The 18,072-nt window shown below is 68.6% G+C and carries 16 protein-coding genes; 10 read left to right on the top strand and 6 right to left on the bottom strand.

The genetic code is table 11. From position 1 onward, the window contains the following. Nucleotides 1–327: 327 nt before the first annotated feature. From CBR61_RS03385 to CBR61_RS03375, 3 genes are all read left to right on the top strand, one after another. Nucleotides 328–1,362 carry a quinone-dependent dihydroorotate dehydrogenase gene (locus CBR61_RS03385; RefSeq protein ID WP_088913093.1) on the top strand — a complete coding sequence of 345 codons (1,035 nt, stop codon included), beginning with the start codon at nucleotides 328–330 and terminating at the stop codon, nucleotides 1,360–1,362. Nucleotides 1,363–1,373: 11 nt separating this feature from the next. After that, nucleotides 1,374–3,092, top strand: a complete 1,719-nt coding sequence (gene ggt / locus CBR61_RS03380) for a gamma-glutamyltransferase (protein ID WP_088913092.1) — start codon at nucleotides 1,374–1,376, stop codon at nucleotides 3,090–3,092. Between the two features lie 191 nt (nucleotides 3,093–3,283). Beyond that, nucleotides 3,284–5,107: an AMP-dependent synthetase/ligase gene (locus tag CBR61_RS03375; RefSeq protein WP_088915428.1), complete on the top strand. Its 1,824-nt coding sequence runs from the start codon at nucleotides 3,284–3,286 to the stop codon at nucleotides 5,105–5,107. A 298-nt stretch (nucleotides 5,108–5,405) separates the two neighbouring features. Here the strand turns inward: CBR61_RS03375 and CBR61_RS03370 are convergent, their stop codons facing one another. Beyond that, the gene (locus CBR61_RS03370) at nucleotides 5,406–5,966 is read right to left on the bottom strand and encodes a hypothetical protein (protein WP_157696478.1); all 561 of its coding nucleotides are present in this window, start codon (nucleotides 5,964–5,966) and stop codon (nucleotides 5,406–5,408) included. Between the two features lie 178 nt (nucleotides 5,967–6,144). On the opposite strand from CBR61_RS03370, the gene CBR61_RS03365 reads away from it, so the two are divergent. Further along, complete coding sequence (locus tag CBR61_RS03365; protein ID WP_088913090.1) at nucleotides 6,145–7,461, top strand: MFS transporter; 1,317 nt, start codon at nucleotides 6,145–6,147, stop codon at nucleotides 7,459–7,461. Between the two features lie 9 nt (nucleotides 7,462–7,470). Here the strand turns inward: CBR61_RS03365 and CBR61_RS03360 are convergent, their stop codons facing one another. After that, nucleotides 7,471–8,061: an NADPH-dependent FMN reductase gene (locus CBR61_RS03360; RefSeq protein WP_088913089.1), complete on the bottom strand. Its 591-nt coding sequence runs from the start codon at nucleotides 8,059–8,061 to the stop codon at nucleotides 7,471–7,473. Between the two features lie 132 nt (nucleotides 8,062–8,193). On the opposite strand from CBR61_RS03360, the gene CBR61_RS03355 reads away from it, so the two are divergent. Next, the gene (locus CBR61_RS03355) at nucleotides 8,194–8,979 is read left to right on the top strand and encodes a helix-turn-helix domain-containing protein (protein WP_088913088.1); all 786 of its coding nucleotides are present in this window, start codon (nucleotides 8,194–8,196) and stop codon (nucleotides 8,977–8,979) included. 78 nt (nucleotides 8,980–9,057) lie between these two features. Here CBR61_RS03355 and CBR61_RS03350 read toward each other — a convergent pair whose 3' ends face one another. Both CBR61_RS03350 and CBR61_RS03345 read right to left on the bottom strand, forming a co-directional pair. After that, the gene (locus CBR61_RS03350) at nucleotides 9,058–9,882 is read right to left on the bottom strand and encodes a nickel-binding protein (RefSeq protein ID WP_088913087.1); all 825 of its coding nucleotides are present in this window, start codon (nucleotides 9,880–9,882) and stop codon (nucleotides 9,058–9,060) included. Between the two features lie 23 nt (nucleotides 9,883–9,905). Then, nucleotides 9,906–10,187 (bottom strand): DUF4242 domain-containing protein, encoded by a 282-nt coding sequence (locus CBR61_RS03345; protein ID WP_088913086.1) that lies wholly within the window; start codon nucleotides 10,185–10,187, stop codon nucleotides 9,906–9,908. Between the two features lie 107 nt (nucleotides 10,188–10,294). On the opposite strand from CBR61_RS03345, the gene CBR61_RS03340 reads away from it, so the two are divergent. Beyond that, nucleotides 10,295–11,209 carry a LysR family transcriptional regulator gene (locus CBR61_RS03340; protein WP_088913085.1) on the top strand — a complete coding sequence of 305 codons (915 nt, stop codon included), beginning with the start codon at nucleotides 10,295–10,297 and terminating at the stop codon, nucleotides 11,207–11,209. A gap of 255 nt (nucleotides 11,210–11,464) precedes the next feature. On the opposite strand, the gene phbB is transcribed toward CBR61_RS03340, so the two are convergent. Beyond that, on the bottom strand, nucleotides 11,465–12,187 hold the full coding sequence (gene phbB, locus CBR61_RS03335; RefSeq protein ID WP_088913084.1) for an acetoacetyl-CoA reductase: 723 nt from the start codon (nucleotides 12,185–12,187) through the stop codon (nucleotides 11,465–11,467). A 171-nt stretch (nucleotides 12,188–12,358) separates the two neighbouring features. Then, entirely contained in the window at nucleotides 12,359–13,138 is a 780-nt protein-coding gene (locus CBR61_RS03330; protein WP_233996830.1) for a hypothetical protein, read from the bottom strand. Nucleotides 13,139–13,476: 338 nt separating this feature from the next. Here CBR61_RS03330 and CBR61_RS03325 point away from each other — a divergent pair, with 338 nt between their 5' ends. From CBR61_RS03325 to holA, 4 genes are read left to right on the top strand one after another with little or no spacing between them, the layout of a single operon-like run. Beyond that, nucleotides 13,477–13,938 (top strand): DUF3576 domain-containing protein, encoded by a 462-nt coding sequence (locus CBR61_RS03325; RefSeq protein WP_420705679.1) that lies wholly within the window; start codon nucleotides 13,477–13,479, stop codon nucleotides 13,936–13,938. A gap of 24 nt (nucleotides 13,939–13,962) precedes the next feature. Beyond that, on the top strand, nucleotides 13,963–16,485 hold the full coding sequence (gene leuS / locus CBR61_RS03320; protein WP_088913082.1) for a leucine--tRNA ligase: 2,523 nt from the start codon (nucleotides 13,963–13,965) through the stop codon (nucleotides 16,483–16,485). Next, complete coding sequence (gene lptE, locus CBR61_RS03315; RefSeq protein ID WP_088913081.1) at nucleotides 16,485–16,985, top strand: LPS assembly lipoprotein LptE; 501 nt, start codon at nucleotides 16,485–16,487, stop codon at nucleotides 16,983–16,985. Before leuS ends, lptE begins: the two co-directional genes overlap by 1 nt. Continuing rightward, nucleotides 16,982–18,046, top strand: coding sequence for a DNA polymerase III subunit delta (gene holA / locus CBR61_RS03310; RefSeq protein ID WP_172835910.1), 1,065 nt, complete (start codon nucleotides 16,982–16,984; stop codon nucleotides 18,044–18,046). Before lptE ends, holA begins: the two co-directional genes overlap by 4 nt. The last annotated feature ends 26 nt before the right edge of the window (nucleotides 18,047–18,072 follow it).

The following is an 18,072-nucleotide window of genomic DNA, read 5'->3' as shown; positions in this document are numbered from 1 at the left end:
TCTTCGGGGCCCCCTGTTCTGGTTTGGTGCGACCCACAGCGCGAAACCGCACCGTTTCGGTCTCAATGCGCAACTTGTCCGTGTTTGTCGAGGGGGGTGTGATGCGTGTCCGCAGCGGGGCAGACGCAAAAAAGGGCGGCGGCCCTTGGGGACGCCGCCCATTAAGTTGAGGAACTCTTTGCAATGCTGCTCCGAGCCCTTCGGGTCGCAAGAGGGGCAATAGCCTTGGATTCGCAGGCAGGATTGTATGCAAGCGACAACTCCGCAGGGGCCCCGCGCGGCGCCAGCGCTCGACACGGAGGGCGCTCTCGCATAGGCGCAGGAACGATGCTGTTCCGCTTGATCAGACCCGCGATTTTCGCGCTCGATTCCGAAATCGGACACCGGCTGGCGATCCGCGCGCTGGCCGCGCTGCCGCAGCGCGCGCCCGCCTCGGCCGGGCCGCTGGCAGTCGACGTGGCCGGGCTCGCCTTCCCCAATCCGGTCGGTGTTGCCGCCGGGTTCGACAAGGATGCCGAAGTGCCCGACGCGCTGCTGGGGCTCGGCTTCGGCTTTGCCGAAGTGGGCTCGATCACGCCGCTCCCGCAGGCAGGCAATCCGAAACCGCGCCTGTTCCGGCTGGTCGAGGATGATGCCGTCATCAACCGCATGGGGTTCAACAACGGCGGGGCCGAGGCGGCGCTCGCCCGGCTGAGGGCACGGTCCGGACGCCCCGGCATCGTCGGGGTGAACATCGGCGCGAACAAGGATTCGGCCGATCGGATCGCCGACTATGCGGTGATGGCCAGCCACATGACCCCCGTCGCCAGCTACCTGTGCGTCAATATCTCCAGCCCCAACACCCCGGGCCTGCGCGCGCTGCAGGACGAGGGCGCCTTGACCGGCCTGCTCGATGCCGTGATCGCCGCGCGCGACGCGGCGGGCGGCACGCCGCCGATCTTCCTCAAGGTCGCGCCGGATCTCGAACCGGCAGACATCGACGCCATCGCCCGCATCGCCATCGAGAAGCGATTGGGCGCGCTGGTCGTGTCGAACACCACGATCTCGCGCCCCGCGCTGCGTTCGGCCCATGCGGGGGAGACCGGCGGCCTGTCTGGCGCGCCGCTGCGCGCGCTTGCCACCCAGCGGTTGCGCGATTTCCGCAAGGCGACAGGCGGCGCGATTCCGCTGGTCGGCGTCGGCGGCATTGCCACCGCCGAGCACGCCTGGGAGCGCATCCGTGCCGGGGCAAGCCTCGTGCAGCTCTATTCGGCGATGGTCTATGAAGGCCCCGGCCTCGGCGCGCGGATCGCGCGCGGGCTCAAGGCGCTGATGCGGCGCGACGGCTTTGCGAGCATTGCCGAAGCGGTGGGAAGCGAATAGCACCCTCGGCCATGCGCTTCCTTCCCGCTCTGATCGCCCCGCTGGCCCTTGCCCTTTCGGGCTGCGCCGCGACCCAGACCGCCACGCCCGCGACGGCCGCGGCCCCTGCCCGGACCGGCGCCGTCAGCAGCGCCGATCCCCGCGCCACCGCGGCAGGCGAGACGATCCTCGCCGAGGGCGGCTCGGCGGTCGATGCCGCGATCGCGGTGATGCTGGCGCTGACCGTGGTCGAACCGCAGAGCTCCGGCATCGGCGGTGGCGGCTTCCTCGTGCGCGCCGATGCGCAGACGGGGGCGCTCGTCACCTATGACGGCCGCGAGACGGCCCCTGCCGCCGCTACACCCACCCGCTTCCTCGACGAGACCGGAAAGGTGCTCGGCCGCGACCAGCGGGTGTTCTCGGGCCTCAGCGTCGGGGTGCCGGGCAATGTCGCGCTCGCGGCGAAGGCCCACGCCGCACACGGCAAGCTGCCCTGGGCGAAGCTGTTCGCCCCCGCCATCGCGCTCGCCGAGAAGGGGTTCGTGATGAACCCGCGCCTCCACGAATCGCTCAAGGGCAACAAGGGCCGCGCCGACAAGTCCGACGAGGCGCGCGCCGTGTTCTTCGGCCCCGACGGGGAGCCGCTCCCGGTGGGGGCGACCGTCAAGGTGCCGCTGCTGGCCGAGACCTTCCGCGCCCTCGCCGCGAAGGGGCCCGAGGCGCTCTACGGCCCCGCGCCGGCCGCAGCGTTCGCCGCCCATGTCGCCGCCGCCACCCCGCAGGACGGGCGGATGACCGCCGCCGACGTCACCGGCTATGCCGCGAAGGAACGTCCGCCGGTCTGCGCCCGTTACCGCGTCTACCGGGTCTGCGGGATGGGGCCGCCGTCCTCGGGCGGGATCGCGGTCGCGCAGATGCTCGGCCAGCTCGAACGCTTCGACCTTGCCGCGCTGGGACCGGACAGCCCCCGGTTCTGGCACCTCTTCATCGAGAGCCAGCGCCTCGCCTATGCCGACCGCGAGCTCTATTCGGGCGATGCCGATTTCGTCGAGGTGCCTGTCGCCGGGCTGGTCGATCCGGGCTACCTCGCCACCCGCTCGGCGCTGATCGATCCGGCGGCGCGGCGCGCGAAGGTCGAGGCGGGCGTGCCCCCCGGCGCCCCGCTCGCACGCGGCGACGGGCCGGAGGAGCCGGAGAACGGCACCACCCACTTCTCCGTCGTCGACGCGGCGGGCAATGCGGTCAGCTACACCTCGACCATCGAAGGCGCCTTCGGGTCGGGGCTGCACTGGCGCGGCTTCTATCTCAACAACGAGCTGACCGACTTCACCCTGACGCCGGTCGCGGACGGCAAGCCCGTCGCCAACCGGGTCGAGGGCGGCAAGCGCCCGCGCTCCTCGATGGCGCCGACCATCGTCTACGATGCCGATGGCAAGGTCGTGCTGGTGATCGGGGCGGCGGGCGGGCCGACGATCCCGGTGTCCGTCGCGCGCGGCATCATCGGGGTGCTCGATTTCGGACTGCGGGCGCAGGAGGCGCTGGCCCTGCCCTTCGCCATGTCCTTCGGCGACATGCTGCTGATCGAGGAAGGCAGCGCGCTCGAGGCAATGAAGGGCGACCTCGAGGCGCTCGGCCACAAGGGCATCCGGGTGGGCCCCGCGCCGATCAAGGCCAACGCCCTCGGGCGACGGGCCGACGGCACCTGGGAGGTGGCGACCGAGCCGCGCCTCGTGAGCGTGGTGACGCCCTGATTCCCGGCGCGGTGGGCAGCCGCATTGCCGGTGCTTGCCGCTACGGATTTGACCTTCTAATCTGCGCGTCACACGCGGGTCGCACCTGAACCTGCGAAGGATAAGTTCGAAGGGATCAGGAGCCTTTGCCAGTGCATTCCCCCACCGTGCCCCACGCCGCCCGCAGGATCGCCAACCCCGCGGATCACCCGATGTTGCAGGACATCGACAACGCCCAGAACCTCGTCGAGCTGTTCCTCAAGCGCGCCGATGAAAAGGGCGATGCGCCCTTCCTCGGCCACAAGGCGGGCGGGCAATGGGTGACCCAGTCCTGGCGCTCGGCCGCAGAGCAGGTCTGCCTGCTCGCGGAAAGCCTGCGCCGCATGGGGCTGGAGGACGGCGACCGCGTGGCGCTGGTCAGCGAGAACCGGCCCGAATGGTGCATCGCGGACCTCGCGATCATGGCGGCGGGGTGCATCACCGTGCCGACCTACACCACCAACACCCGCCGCGACCACGCCCACATCCTCGACAATTCGGGCGCGCGGGCGGTGTTCGTCTCCAACGAGAAGCTGCTCGCCCCGCTGGTCGGCGCGATCGGCCAGACCGGCCTCGTCGAGCACGTCATCGGCATCGAGAACCTCAAGCGCCAGCAATCGGGCAGCTTCGAATATCACGCCTGGGACGCCCTCATGACCGGCGATGCCGCCGCCGCCCGCGCCGCGGTGGACGAACGGATCGGGCGTATCGAACGCTCGGAGACCGCCTGCCTCATCTACACCAGCGGCACCGGCGGTGCCCCGCGCGGCGTGATGCAGCACCACGGGGCGATCCTGTGCAACGTCTCGGGCGCGGCCGAGGTGCTGATCGAGGATTTCGGCATCAAGGACGAACGCTTCCTGTCCTTCCTGCCGCTCTCCCACGCCTACGAACATTCGGGCGGACAATACCTGCCCATCGGCGTCGGGGCGGAGATCTTCTATTCCGAAGGCCTCGAGAAGCTCGCCAGCAACATCGAGGAGACCCGCCCGACCATCATGGTCGTCGTCCCGCGCCTGTTCGAGGTGCTGCGCACCCGGATCATGAAGCAGGTCGAAAAGCAGGGCAAAGTCGCCAATTTCATGATGGATAGCGCGTTGAAGATCGCCGAGCACTCGAAGGAGGGCAAGAAGCGCCTGCGCGACCGGCCGCTCGATTTCCTCGTCGAGAAGACCCTGCGGCCCAAGATCCGGCAGAAGTTCGGCGGGCGGATCAAGGCGATGGTGTCGGGCGGGGCGCCGCTCAATCCCGAGGTCGGCAACTTCTTCGACGCCATGGGCCTTACCATGCTCCAGGGCTACGGCCAGACCGAAGCGGGGCCGGTGATCAGCTGCAACCGACCCAAGGTCGGGCTCAAGATGGACACCGTCGGCCCGCCGCTCCGGGGCGTCGACGTGAAGATCGCCGAGGACGGGGAGATCCTCGTGCGCGGCGAGCTCGTCATGCACGGCTACTGGCGCAACGAGGCCGAGACCGCGCGCACGCTGAAGGCCGATCCGGCCGACCCGACGGGCCTGCCCTGGCTCCACACCGGCGACATCGGGCACCTCGACGCCAAGGGCCGGATCGTCATCACCGACCGCAAGAAGGACATGATCGTCAACGACAAGGGCGACAACATCGCCCCGCAGAAGGTCGAGGGGATGCTGACGCTCCAGCCCGAGATCGCGCAGGCGATGGTGAGCGGCGACAAGCGCCCCTATGTGGTCGGGCTGATCGTGCCCGATGCCGAATGGGCGCTCGAATGGGCGCGGGCCAACGGCGAGAAGTTCGACATGAAGGCGCTGCAGGACCTGCCCGCCTTCAGGAACGCGGTGCGCGCGGCGGTCGACCGGACCAATGCGGACCTGTCGGTGATCGAGAAGGTCCGCCAGTTCGCCTTCGCCGACGAGGCTTTCACCATCGAGAACGAGGAAATGACCCCGAGCATGAAGATCCGCCGCCACAAGATCCGCGAGCGGTATCAGGAGCGGATCGACGGGCTCTATCGGGGGTGAGGTACGGGGAGCGAAGTTTACAAAGTTGACACTGTAAACTTCGCAATCCTACAGGATTTCCTCTGCTATTTCATAGCTTTGATCGCAAAATGCGAAATTGACACTGTGCGCGGCGTTTTCTGGCCGCGTGGCCGTGTGCGCATGGCAGAGCGGGGGATCACGATGCGAAAGAGCCGCGCACGGTCTACCCCCTCGCTGCCGAAGTAGGAAAGCGCCTCGCCTGGCCGAGCCGCAGCATCGCGTGGGACGAATGGGACGCGGCTGTGGCGAAAGGGAAGGGCTGAGGGCCCTCCCTTCGTCACCCCGGACTTGATCCGGGGTCGGGCTTTTTTGGTTCGGTTGCGACCAGCGAATTCTGGTTGGATCCAGAGCGCTTGCGGAGCAGACCGAGTTGGTTGGTTAGCCGCTTGAACGTGCCATAGAGACGCTCCTCGAATTCCAGCGCCTCCGCATTGCTCCAGTTCAGTCTTTGGGGCTGGCATTGCCCCTTCTTGACCGCAATGAAATCGAGTTGGATGTGCCATTGCCCGGTTCGCCCGATCATTTCGGTGACGATGCCATGGGAGAAGAAAGGGCGCAGGACATCAAGCTCGCGCCAAGCTATCAGCGCATCTTGCAGGCCTTTCTGCTGCGCACCTGTAGCGGGGCACCTCAGTGCGATCTTGTCCAGCGTGTTGAAGCGCTGACCTGCGAGGGGTTCGAATGGCAGCGTAGGGTCGGTTTCGCGAAGCAGAGCCAGCGTCTCAGTGATCGCCTTCTCGGCGCGGGCGAAGATGTTCAGGCACCGCCCCCGCCATGCATCCATCTCTGCCTTGGCAAGATCATGGGGCCTCAGGTTCGCCGGTTCAGGAATGCTCACGAGGCTCTTGCCTTATTTGCCGCCCGCTGTCGCGTGCTGATAGCGGACATTGCTCACTGCCGCTCGCATATCACCCAAGCCCTTAAGCCTTCGTCACTTTCCGGCGCCGCGGGTGGCCCGCTCCCCTTCATTGCGCACCAGGTTAACATGGGTTAGTCTCCCGCCCCGGGGGACAGCGATGGCGGCAGGGGACGAGGAACGGGCGGCCATCGGCGCTTCGGCGATGCGCAAGGCCTTGTGGCGGATCATCCCGCTGATCCTCGTCGCCTACCTCTTCGCCTATCTCGACCGGGTCAACGTCAGCTTCGCGGCGACCGACATGAACGCCGATCTCGGCTTCAGCGCGACGGTCTATGGCCTCGGCGGCGGGCTGTTCTTCCTCGGCTATGCGCTGTTCGAGATCCCCTCCAACCTCCTGCTGGTGCGCTTCGGGGCGCGCCAGTGGATCGCGCGGATCATGGTGACATGGGGGCTGCTGTCGGCGGGCATGATGTTCGTCGAGACCCCCTCGCAGTTCTACATCCTGCGCTTCCTGCTGGGGGTGGCCGAGGCGGGGTTCTACCCCGGGGTCATCTACTATTTCTCGAGCTGGTTTCCCCCCTGCCACCGCAGCCGCGCGGTCAGCCGCTTCTATATCGCCGTGCCGCTCGCCTCGCTGCTGATGGGCGCGGTGTCGGGCTGGCTGCTGTCGCTCGACGGGATGGCGGGGCTGGCGGGCTGGCAATGGCTGTTCCTCGCGCAGGGGCTGCCGACGGTGCTGGTGGGGATCGCGGTGTTCGTCTGGCTGCCCGACCGCCCCGCCAGCGTGACCTGGCTGACCCCGGACGAACGCGACTGGATCGAGGAGGAGCTCGCCCGCGAACAGCGGCTGATCGGCGCGCCCGCCCGGCACAGCATCCTTGCCGTCCTGCGCCATCCCCGGGTGCTGATGAACGGCACCATCGGCTTTCTGGTGATCGGGGCGAACATCACCTTCACCCTCTCGGTGCCGATGATCCTCGCCGAGGCGGCGGGGATGGGGCAGGCGACGGCGGGGTGGATGGTGAGCGCGGGCGGGGTGCTCGGGGTGATACTGATGCTCGCGCTCGGCCAGGTCGCGGACCGCCGGAGCGACCGGTTCTTCTACGCCTTCTGGTGCGCGGCGATCATCGCCGCCGCCTTCTTCGTGATCGCCCTGTCGGGATCGCCGCCGGTGGTGGCGCTGGCCTTCCTCGCCTTCGCCGCCACCGCGCCGAGCGTGCCGATGCTGCTGTCCTCGGCCTGGCCCGAGACGCTTTCCCAGAGCGAGCTGGCAGTGGGGGCCGCGGCGATCAACACCATGGCCCAGATCGGCGCCTTCGTCTCGCCCTTCGCCTGGGGGGCGCTGGCAGATTCGACCGGGAGCTTCGATGCCGGGCTGATCGGGATCGGGACGATGGTGACGGCCTGCGCCTGGCTGATCTGGGTGCTGCGCGCACAGGTGCGCGCGCGGATGATGCAGCCTGCGGTGGTCTGATCGCGGCCGTCAGTAGGGCGGCTTCGCCCGCTCCCGCTGCGCCTTCGCCGCGGCGGTCCACCACGCGAGATCGTCGGCAAAGCGAGGGAACTGCCGTTCCAGCGCCTTGCCGCCCTCGCCCACCGGCTCGCCCGCCTCGTCCATCGTGTCCTTCATCGGGCCGACCGCGATGGTGCTCGAGACCACCACCATCCCCATCTCGCCGAGGATGTCCCGCCACGCCAGCGCCGCCCGCACCCCGCCAAAGCGACCGGCGGAATAGGACGCGATCGCGGCGGGGCGCCAGAACCACTCCTCGAGGAAGTGGTCGGTGAGGTTCTTGAGGCCCGGCTGCACGCTCCAGTTGTACTCGCCGACCACGAACAGGAAGGCGTCCGCCGCGCGGATCTTGCCCGCGAGCGTCTCCAGCGCCTCCGGGGCCTCGCCCTTGGGGTATTCCTTGTACATCCGGTCGAGCATCGGCAGGCCCACCGCCTGCGCGTCGATCAGCTCGACATCGGCCCCGCGCGCCTTGAGCTGGCGCATGCACCAGTCGGCCAGCCGGATGCCCTGCCGGTCGCTGCGGTAGGACCCGTAGAACACGAGGATGCGGTCGGCCATGCGGAGTCTCCTTCGGCCGCCAGCCTAGCGGGGGCGGATGACATTGGCTTGTCGATTCTGCCGCAGCCCGCCGCCTGTGCCCCCGAAAAATTCGGGGTGGCCGGCTCCGGCGCCCCGCCCTAGACCCGCGCCATGACCACCGGCATCGACGCCCTCACCGACAAGGAGAAGCAGACCCTGCGCCTGCTTCTGGGCGGGCACGACGCCAAGTCCTCGGCGCGCGCGCTCGGCCTGTCGGTCCACACCGTCAACGAACGCCTGCGCGAGGCGCGGCGCAAGCTCGGCACCACCAGCAGCCGCGAGGCCGCGAGGCTGCTGCTGGCACAGGAGGGCGAACAGACCCCCGAAATCCTCGGGGACAAGGCTTTGGGGGATGCGCCGGGCAGGGTCGCGGCCCCAGACACGACGGCAGCCGCCCCCCGGCGGCGGGCAGGTTTTCGCCTACGGCGAGGCCCTGCTCTCACACTTGCCGGAGTAACCGCCATGTCGCTGATCCTTGCCGCCCTGTTCCTGCCCGCCTCCCCGCTCTCGGTGCTGGCCCCTGCCCCCGCGGTGACCACCGCCGCGGCCACCCTCGCCGCCGAGGACGAGGCCGCCGGCGCCGCCCGCGCCGCCGAGGCGTTCCTCGCGCTCCTCGACGAGAGCCGCTGGGCCGAAAGCTACGCCGCCACGGGCGCGGAGTTCCGCCGGCTCAACACGCTCGAGGTGTGGAGCGAAGTCTCCGAACGCGCCCGCCCGCCGCTCGGCAAGGTGCTGACCCGCGACCTTGTCGGCAACGAATGGGTGCCCGCCCCGCCCTCGGGCTACCGGCTGGTCAAGTTCCGCTCGACGTACGCGAACGGCACGAGCCAGACCGAGAGCCTCTCGCTCGCGCGGGAGGACGGCGCGTGGAAAGTCGCGGGGATCACCTTCGACTGAGCGCCGATGACGGCTTTCGGGGCAGGACTGGACGGCGCCGAAGGCGGGAAGCGGGTGGGAAGCCTTCAGACCCTCCCGCTAGTCGAGCCGCACGCGCCGAATGCGCACCGGATCGGGAAAGCCCTTGAGTTCGTCCTCGCCAAGGTCGTCGAAGCGCATGCCCTTGCCGATGCACAAGTCGGCGAGCACCGCCGAGACCAGCACCTCGCCGGGCGCCGCGCGGGCACACAGGCGGGCAGCAAGCTGGACGGTCGATCCGAACAGGTCCTGATTCCGCTCGACCGGCTCGCCGGCCGCCGCACCGATCCGCACTGCGAGCGGATCGTCAGGCAGCTCTTCGGCCCGTGCAACAAGCGCGCGCTGGATCTCGCGCCCGCAGCGCACCGCCGAAGCGGGTGATATGAAAGAGGCCATGATGCCGTCGCCTGTATGCTTGACCTCGCGCCCGCCCCATGTGGCAAGGCAACCGCGGACGATAGCATCGTGCGCCTCCACCAGTTCGAGCGCAGCATCGTCGCCGATTTCCTGATTGAGCGCAGTCGAGCCGACAATGTCGGTGAACAGCACCCCGCGAACCCCGGTGTCGTAGACATCGCCGCCACGCACCGTCACCGCACCCGCATTGTTGACTGCACCGCCCCCGAGGAACCCTTCGGCGAGCACCGGATCGACCTCGATGATTTGCTCGGCAAGCAGCCCATGTGCCTCACGGTGAACGGCGTTGGCGGCTTCGGCGGAGGGCGCCTCAAACAGGCAGAAGAGTTTGCCTGCCCCCTCGTTCCACCAATATTTGAGGCAAGTCACGTCGTGCTTGTGCTGCACGCTCTCGTCCGCCTCGTGGGCGGCGGCGAGGGCGTCGGCAGTCGCCCCGTCGACATTGTGGATATCCATGTACATCGGCATGGGCGACGCTCCTGTGCAGGCGGTCAGTTGTTGGCGGTAGTGGGATCGATGACCTGCGCGATTTCGGTGACCGCGTTGACCGGGAAGCCGGACAGCTCGGCGTGCTCGCGGATCACCTCCTCGCTCTCGGCGAGGTAGATGCAGAAGGTCTTGTCGCCCGCGACATAGCTGTGCTGCCACTGGATGCCAGCGCCGATCCGGACGATCGCCGAATTGGACGCCCTCGCCGCGCCGCACAGTTCGACGATCGACATTCCGCCGATGCCGGGAATCTCGCGCTCGATCAGAAATCGCTTCAGGCCCATGGCCCCGTTCTCCCCCTTGTTCCGGTGCCGCCAAGGTCGCGCCAAATGCGGCGCGCGACAAACCAAATCTTCTGGCGCTGGCTAAAGGTCATGCTTAGTCTGAGGTCATGGCCGCGCCTTTTCATCTGCGATCGCTGCAAGCGCTGGAAATGGCGGTGCGCTGTGGGTCCTTCGTGAAGGCCGCCGAGGAACTGGGGATCACCCCCGCGGCGGTCGGCCAAAGGGTCAAGGCCCTTGAGGATTATCTGGGGGTTCCGATGCTGCTGCGGACGCGTGGCGGGATCTGCCCCACGCCCGCACTTGATCAGGCGATGCCGGCACTGTCACACGCCTTCGCCGATCTCGAGCAGGCAATGGAGGCGCTGGAGGAACAGCGCGGGCAGGACATCCATATCGCTGCGCCTTCGGACGTGGTCGAGCTGTGGCTGATGCCGCGCCTCGCCTCCTTCCGGGCCGCGCATCGCAACATCCGCTTCTGCATCAACGGGGAGGGCGACGCGCCGCTGCGGCTCGGACGGGTCGATGTCGAGCTGGACTTCGGGCTTGCCGAGGGCCCCGATGTCGCGCCGCTGTTCCGCGATCTGGTCGTGCCGCTCGCCTCGCCTCTCAACATCGCGAGGCTGGCGGATTGCGAGCCTGCGAGCCGGCTCGAGGGCTTCCCGCTGCTGCATTGCGATCTCTACCGCAACGATCCGGCGGGGCTCTCCTGGCCGGACTGGGTGCGCCGGCATGGCATCCCCCGCTCGGCACCGGAACGCGGGATGCGGTTTCAGCGGGCGGTAGCGGCGCTCGACGCGGTGGCGGCGGATGCCGGGCTCACGCTCTGCGGCGTCGCGCTGGCAGCCCCGGCACTGGAAAAAGGGAGCGTGGCGCTCGCCTGGCCTGCATCCATGGGCCTCGTAAGTGGCACTCCGCTCAGCGTCAGATGCAGCAGCGGCGCCGCCCCGCACGTGAAGCGCTTCCGCGCTTGGCTCGTCGAGGAGGGCGCGAAAACCGAGGACTGGATAGCTGCGCAGGCATAATCTGAGCTACCGATGTTTAAGATTGCGGTCTCCGTAGGCCGACCGCAACGGGGTCGATAGCCGAAAGGCAGGTCCAGGCCGCAACGGGGGCGATGCCGCCATCCCCTCGATGGGCGCCGTGCTTGCCTGCCCCGGCGCAAGCCGGACCACTCGTTGCCTGCGGCAAAGCCGCAGGCTGGCGTCAGACGGGTTCGGCGGGCTGGCGCCGCCGACCCGCTGGCCGCCCGGCGGGCTGGCGCTGCGCGGCTGCCCGCCTCAGTACATATGCTGGCCGCCGTTGATGCTCATGGTCGAGCCGGTCATGAAGCCGCCGTTCTCGCTGGTGAGGAAGGCCACACCGCGGGCGATCTCCTCGGCCATGCCGAGGCGGCCGACGGGGATCTTGGCGACGATCTTCTCGAGCACCGGCGCGGGGACGGCGGCGACCATGTCGGTGTCGATATAACCCGGCGCGATCGCGTTGACCGTCACCCCGAACTTCGCGCCTTCCTGCGCCAGCGCCTTGGTGAAGCCGTGGATGCCGCTCTTGGCGGCGGCGTAATTGACCTGGCCGTATTGCCCCGCCTGCCCGTTGATCGAACCGATGTTGACGATCCGCCCCCAGCCGCGCTCGCGCATCCCGGGGAAGGTCGCCTTGGCCATGTTGAAGCACCCGCCGAGGTTGATGCGCATGACATCGTTCCAGTCCTCGAAGCTCATCTTGTGGAGCGTGCCGTCGCGGGTGATGCCGGCGTTGTTGACGACGATGTCGATCGGGCCGTGATCCGCCTCGACCTGCGCGCAGCCGGCCAGCGTCGCCTCGTGATCGCCCACGTCCCACTTGTAGGCGGGGATGCCGGTCGCTTCGGTGAAGGCCTTCGCCTTCTCCTCGTTGCCGGCATAGTTGGCGATGACGGTGTGGCCCTGGCGCTGGAGCCGCTTGCAGATCGCCTCCCCGATCCCGCGCGTTCCCCCGGTGACGATGGCTACCCGGCCCATGACAATTCTCCCCGATATGCGATGCTTACACCCGCAACCTAGCGGTGACGTAGCGGAAGGGGAAGGTCCGAATAGCTATGCTTTGGGCCCATGCCGAAAGCGACACGCCAAGGCAGGCGGATGCGCCCTGACGATCAGGAGGCCTGCCGGATTGCCGGAATGTGCGTCAGATCAGAACTTGATCTGGGTGCCGACGTAGACGGCCTGGCTGTCCTTGACCGAATTGGTCAGCGGATCGAGCCGCTCGCGCTCCTGCGAATAGCGCACACCGGCCATCACGTTGAGGTTTGGCGAGAGGCGATAGCTGCCGCCGACGCCGACAGTCTGCTGCGCGACCGAATCCAGCGTGTTGGGCGAACGGCCGGCGATCTCGCGATCCTCGAGCTCGATGCGCGGCTGGAGGCGCGAAGGCTTGTCGGCGGCCTGCGGCGTCGAGGGCTTGAACTGCGCCAGATCGGGCATCGCCATCGCGCTCACCTTCGACGACAGGTCGACCGTGCGCGCGAAGCTCTGGTAGCCGCGCGCCGCGCCGAGCTGGAACTTGCTCGCCTCAATCCCGGCAAGGCCGAGCCCGCGGCCGGGTGCCGCCTCGATCGCCTTGCGTACCGAGATCGCGCGCGCCGTGTCGTCATCGACCCGTACCGCGACGGTGACGGTGCGCTTGCCGGTGACGGGCGAGGCCGCCGCCGGGGTGAAGGGCACGCCGCGCGCCCGCGCCTTGCCGGCGACGCGCGCCGCAAGCGCGGGATCGACCGACGCGGGGGTGAACATCGTCAGCGCATCGAGGCCCATGTCCGTCAGCGCGGCGGTGCGCGCCGGGGCGACTTCGCCCGCCAGCGCCAGACCCGCGCTCGGCACTGCAAGGGCCAGCCCGGCGAGGGCCAGCGCGGGCAGGGCAGAACGCGACAGCGTGTGCTGCCCCTTCGCCATCCTGTCCGTTTTGCGTGCCATTGCCGTCTTTGTGTCCTGTCCTGCCGTATCGGCCGTCTGCCAAAGCATGCACAAGCTTAACCGCGCCTGAGTCGCGGGCCTGTGGAAAGTCTGTGATAGGTTCTCCCACGGGGCTTGCAACGACCTTGCGGCAGGGATGCGGGATTCGCCGGGGACCTGTGGCACCATGCACACATAAGGCCCCGAGTCGCGGGCAATTCAGGCCCGGTAAAGCCCCGGCAGGCTCAAGCCCGGGGGTGCCCGTCTGCAAACCTCGCGGATGAAGCTTGCCGCCGGGTTGCTGGCGGCTATAGGGGCATGACAGGCTTCCTGCGACAGATGATGAGGATGAACCGGCTGTGACACGCGCCCCTTCCGCCCCTATCCGTGCCGCCCGCCTTTGCGGGACCGCGCTGCTCGGCGTTGCCACGCTGGCACTCGCGGCGTGCGGCGGCGGCGACCGTCCGCGGACCGAGCTTGCCGCGGCGCAGCTCAACACCATCGGGGTCAACGCCTATCTCTGGCGCGCCGCGCTCGACACGGTGGCCTTCGCCCCGCTGCTCCAGGCCGACAGCGCCGGCGGGGTGATCGTGACCGACTGGTACGCCAATCCCTCCAACCCGGGCGAGCGGGTGAAGCTGACCGTGACCATCCTCGATCAGGACCTGCGCGCCGATGCGCTGCGCGTCGCGGCGAGCCGGCAGGTTAACGAGAACGGCACCTGGACGGAGGCGCCGGTGCAGGCGGCGACGGTGCAGAAGCTCGAGGACATCATCCTCACCAAGGCCCGCGACCTGCGCCGCCAGGCGCTCGCCTCGTAACACCGCCCCACCGGACCGACTTACATGACGGACACCCGTTTCGACCCTGCCGTCGCCGATGGACGCTGGCAGCAAGCCTGGGCCGAGGCGGGCACCTTCACCGCCGATTCGGACAGCCCCAAGCCCAAGAGCTACATCCTCGAGATGTTCCCCTATCCTTCGGGGCGCATCCACATGGGCCATGTGCGCAACTACACGATGGGCGACGTGCTGGCGCGCTACCAGAAGATGCGCGGGTTCGAGGTGCTGCACCCGATGGGCTGGGACGCCTTCGGGATGCCGGCCGAGAACGCCGCGATGGAAAAGGGCGTGCATCCGGGCGGCTGGACCCGCCAGAACATCGCGCAGATGAAGGCGCAATTGCAGCGCATCGGCTTCGCGCTCGACTGGACGCGCGAATTCGCCACCTGCGATCCCGAATATTACGGCCACGAACAGGCGCTGTTCCTCGACCTCTACGAGGCGGGGCTGGTCTATCGCAAGGAATCGACCGTCAACTGGGACCCGGTCGACATGACCGTGCTCGCCAACGAGCAGGTGATCGACGGCAAGGGCTGGCGCAGCGGCGCGGAGGTCGAGAAGCGCAAGCTCAACCAGTGGTTCCTGAAGATCACCGACTTTGCCGATGATCTGCTGGAGGGGCTGGGCAGCCTCGAGGACTGGCCCGAGAAGGTCCGCCTGATGCAGGAGAACTGGATCGGGAAGTCGCAGGGTCTGGAGTTCAGCTTCGATCTTTCCGACGGCGGCAAGCTGGCGGTCTATTCGACCCGCCCCGACACGATCTTCGGCGCGAGTTTCTGCGCCATCGCTGCCGATCACCCGATCGCGCAGGGCCTGGCGGGCGACCCGCAGGTCGCCTCGTTCATCGACAAGTGCAAGAAGGGCGCGACCACGGCCGCAGCGCTCGAAACGGCGGAAAAGCTGGGCTACCGCACGCCGATCACCGCGAAGCACCCCTTCACGGGCGCGGATCTGCCGGTGTTCATCGCCAACTTCGTGCTGATGGAATACGGCACCGGCGCGGTGATGGGCGTGCCGGGGCATGACCAGCGCGACTTCGAATTCGCCACGAAATACGGCCTGCCCATCGTGCGGGTCGTCGCCAGCGATCCGGCCAAGGCCGACGAACCCTTCAAGGGCGAGGCCGAGGCGGGGGACGGGGTGATCGTCAACTCCGGCTTCCTCGACGGGATAACCGTCGAGGCCGCCAAGCAGGCCGTCATCGCCCGCGCCGAGGCCGAAGGCTGGGGCACCGGCAAGACCGTGTGGCGCCTGCGCGACTGGGGCGTTTCGCGCCAGCGTTACTGGGGCACGCCGATCCCGATCATTCACAGCCCCGATCACGGCCCCGTCCCCGTGCCCCGCGACCAGCTGCCGGTGGTGCTGCCCGAGGACATCGACTTCAGCGAGCCCGGCAACCCGCTCGACCGCCACCCGACGTGGAAACACACCACCTGCCCGATCAGCGGCAAGCCCGCCCTGCGCGAGACCGACACGCTCGACACCTTCGTCGACAGCTCGTGGTATTTCCTGCGCTTCGCCAGCCAGCCCGCCGACAAGCCCTTCGACCCCGAGGAGGTCGCCAAGTGGATGCCGGTGCAGCACTATATCGGCGGCATCGAGCACGCGATCCTGCACCTCCTGTACGCGAGGTTCTGGACGCGCGCGCTCGCCCATATCGGCAAGCTCGACGTGAAGGAGCCGTTTGCGGCGCTCTTCACGCAGGGCATGGTGACGCACGAGACCTATAGCCGCATCGACGAGAGCCGGGGCGTGCCGATCTACTTCGGCCCGGAGGAGGTCGAGCGCACGTCGGAAGGGGCGACCCTGAAGGCCGACGGCCAGCCGGTCGAGGTCGGCCGCGTCATCAAGATGTCGAAGTCGAAGAAGAACGTCGTCGACCCCGACGCGATCATCGCCCGCCACGGGGCGGACGCGGTGCGCTGGTTCATGCTCTCGGACAGCCCGCCCGAGCGCGATCTGCCGTGGTCCGACGCGGGGATCGAGGGCTGCGCGCGCTTCGTCCAGCGGCTGTGGCGGCTGTTCTCGGCCTATGACGCTTCCGCAGAGGGCGAGGACAAGAGCCTCGACCGCAAGACCCACCAGACCATCGCCGCCGTCGCCGCCGACATCGAGGCATTGGGCTTCAACAAGGCCGTGGCGCGCATCTACGAACTGACCGGCGCAGTCGAGAAGGCCGCGGCCTCGGCCAGCCGCTCGGCGGCGATCAAGGCGCTCGTCCACCTCGCAGCTCCCATGATGCCGCACCTCGCCGAGGAGGCCTGGGCGAAGATGGGCAACACCACCCTCATCGCCGACGCGCCCTGGCCCGAGGTCGATCCCGCCCTGCTCGTCGATGACGAGGTCACCATCGCGATCCAGCACATGGGCAAGCTGCGCGACACCGTCACCGCGCCCAAGGGGGCCTCGAAGGAGGATCTGGAGGCGCTCGCGCTGGCCTCGCCCAACCTGCAACGCTCGCTCGACGGCGCGGCGGTGCGCAAGGTCATTGTCGTGCCGGACCGATTGGTGAATATCGTCACCTGATGCGGATTCTCATTGCTCTGGCGGCCTCGCTGGCCCTCACGGCCTGCGGCCTTTCGCCGATGTATGCCGGCGGGACCGGCGCCGCGACCGCGCAGGGGCTTGCCGCGATCGAGATCCCGGCGATCCAGGGGCGCGGCGGCTGGCTGGTCAAGAACGCGCTCGAGGCCCGCCTCGGCGTCGCGGGCGAAGCCGCGCCGCTCTACCGGCTCGACGTGCGCCTCGACGATTCGCTCGAAGCCTTGGGTGTGCTCAACGACGACACCATCAGCCGCGAACGCCGCATCCTGCGCGCCCGCTACCAGCTGGTCGACCTCGCCACCGGATCGGTGCTGCTCGATGCGACCGCAGGCTCGGACGCGGGGATCGACGTGGTCTCATCCGAATATGCCACCATCGCCGCCGAGCAGAAGGCGCTCGAGAACCTCGCGCTCGAGGTCGCCGACCGGATGGCGACGCAGATCGCGCTGACCCTCCGGGCGCGCCCTGCCGGCCAGCCGTGAAGGCCAAGAACAGCGATTTCCTGCGCGGGCTCCCCCCCGCCGTGCGCGAGGCGCGCATCTTCTTCTTCTGCGGTCCGGACGAGGCCGGCGCCAGCGCCGCGGCCAACCGTGTCGCGGCCGCCCTGCCCGACCCCGGCGAGCGGATCGACATGACCGGCGCCGAGCTCAAGGGCGATCCGGCGCGGCTCGGGGACGAGGCGCGCTCGACCTCGCTGTTCGGGGGCAGCCGCCACATCTGGGTGCGCGCCAGCGGCGACGATGCCCATGACGCGCTGCAATACCTGATCGAGACCGCCGAGGCCGGTGCGGGCGAGGCGGCACCGGTGATCGTCGTCGCCACCTCCGCCACCGACAAGTCGCGTACCGCCAAGCTGCTCGAAAAGCGCAAGGATGCGCTCGTCGCCATGTTCTACCAGCCGGAGCTGAAGGACGTGGCCCAGGCGGTGCGGGGCATGGCGGATGCCGCGGGCCTCAGGCTCGGGGGCGACCTTGCCGAGCGCATCGCGCGCGCCGCGGGACTCGATGTGCGGCTGGCGCAGTCCGAGGTCGACAAGCTGGCGCTCTATGTCGGCGCCGACCCGCAGGCCCCGCGTCCCGCCACGCCCGAGGATCACGCCGCGATCGGCGCGGCCACCGAGGAGGACGGTTTCGCCCCGCTGGTCAACGCCGTGCTCGGCGGCGAGCTGGGCCGGATAGCAGGCGAGATCCGGCGGATGCGCGAGCTCGGGCTCAACCCGGTGGGCGTCGCGCTGGCGCTGGAACGGCGCGCGGCCCAGCTCGCGCAGATCGCCGCCCGGATCGGCACCACGGGCCGTATTCCGAGCCTCAACCAGGGCGAGAAGATGCAGCTCGGCATCTTCTTCCGCGAGGAGCGCGCGATCACCCAGCAGTTCGAACGCTGGACCCTGCCCGCCACCCGCGGTGCCCGCGAAACTCGGCTCGACCGACTAATCCCTCGGCTCACCGCACTGCACCGCGCCCTGCTTGCCAATAGTCAGGCGGCGGAACTTTTGCTCGCCAGCGAACTGGCTGAAATCGCTCGGTTTGCTGCCAGACGATAGCAAAATATGCGACTTTTTTGTTTCGC

It is taken from the genome of Porphyrobacter sp. CACIAM 03H1, from assembly GCF_002215495.1.
Classification (GTDB): Bacteria; Pseudomonadota; Alphaproteobacteria; order Sphingomonadales; family Sphingomonadaceae; genus Erythrobacter.
Note: the sequence above shows the minus strand (reverse complement) of the source record. Positions and strands in the feature narration are given on the sequence as shown.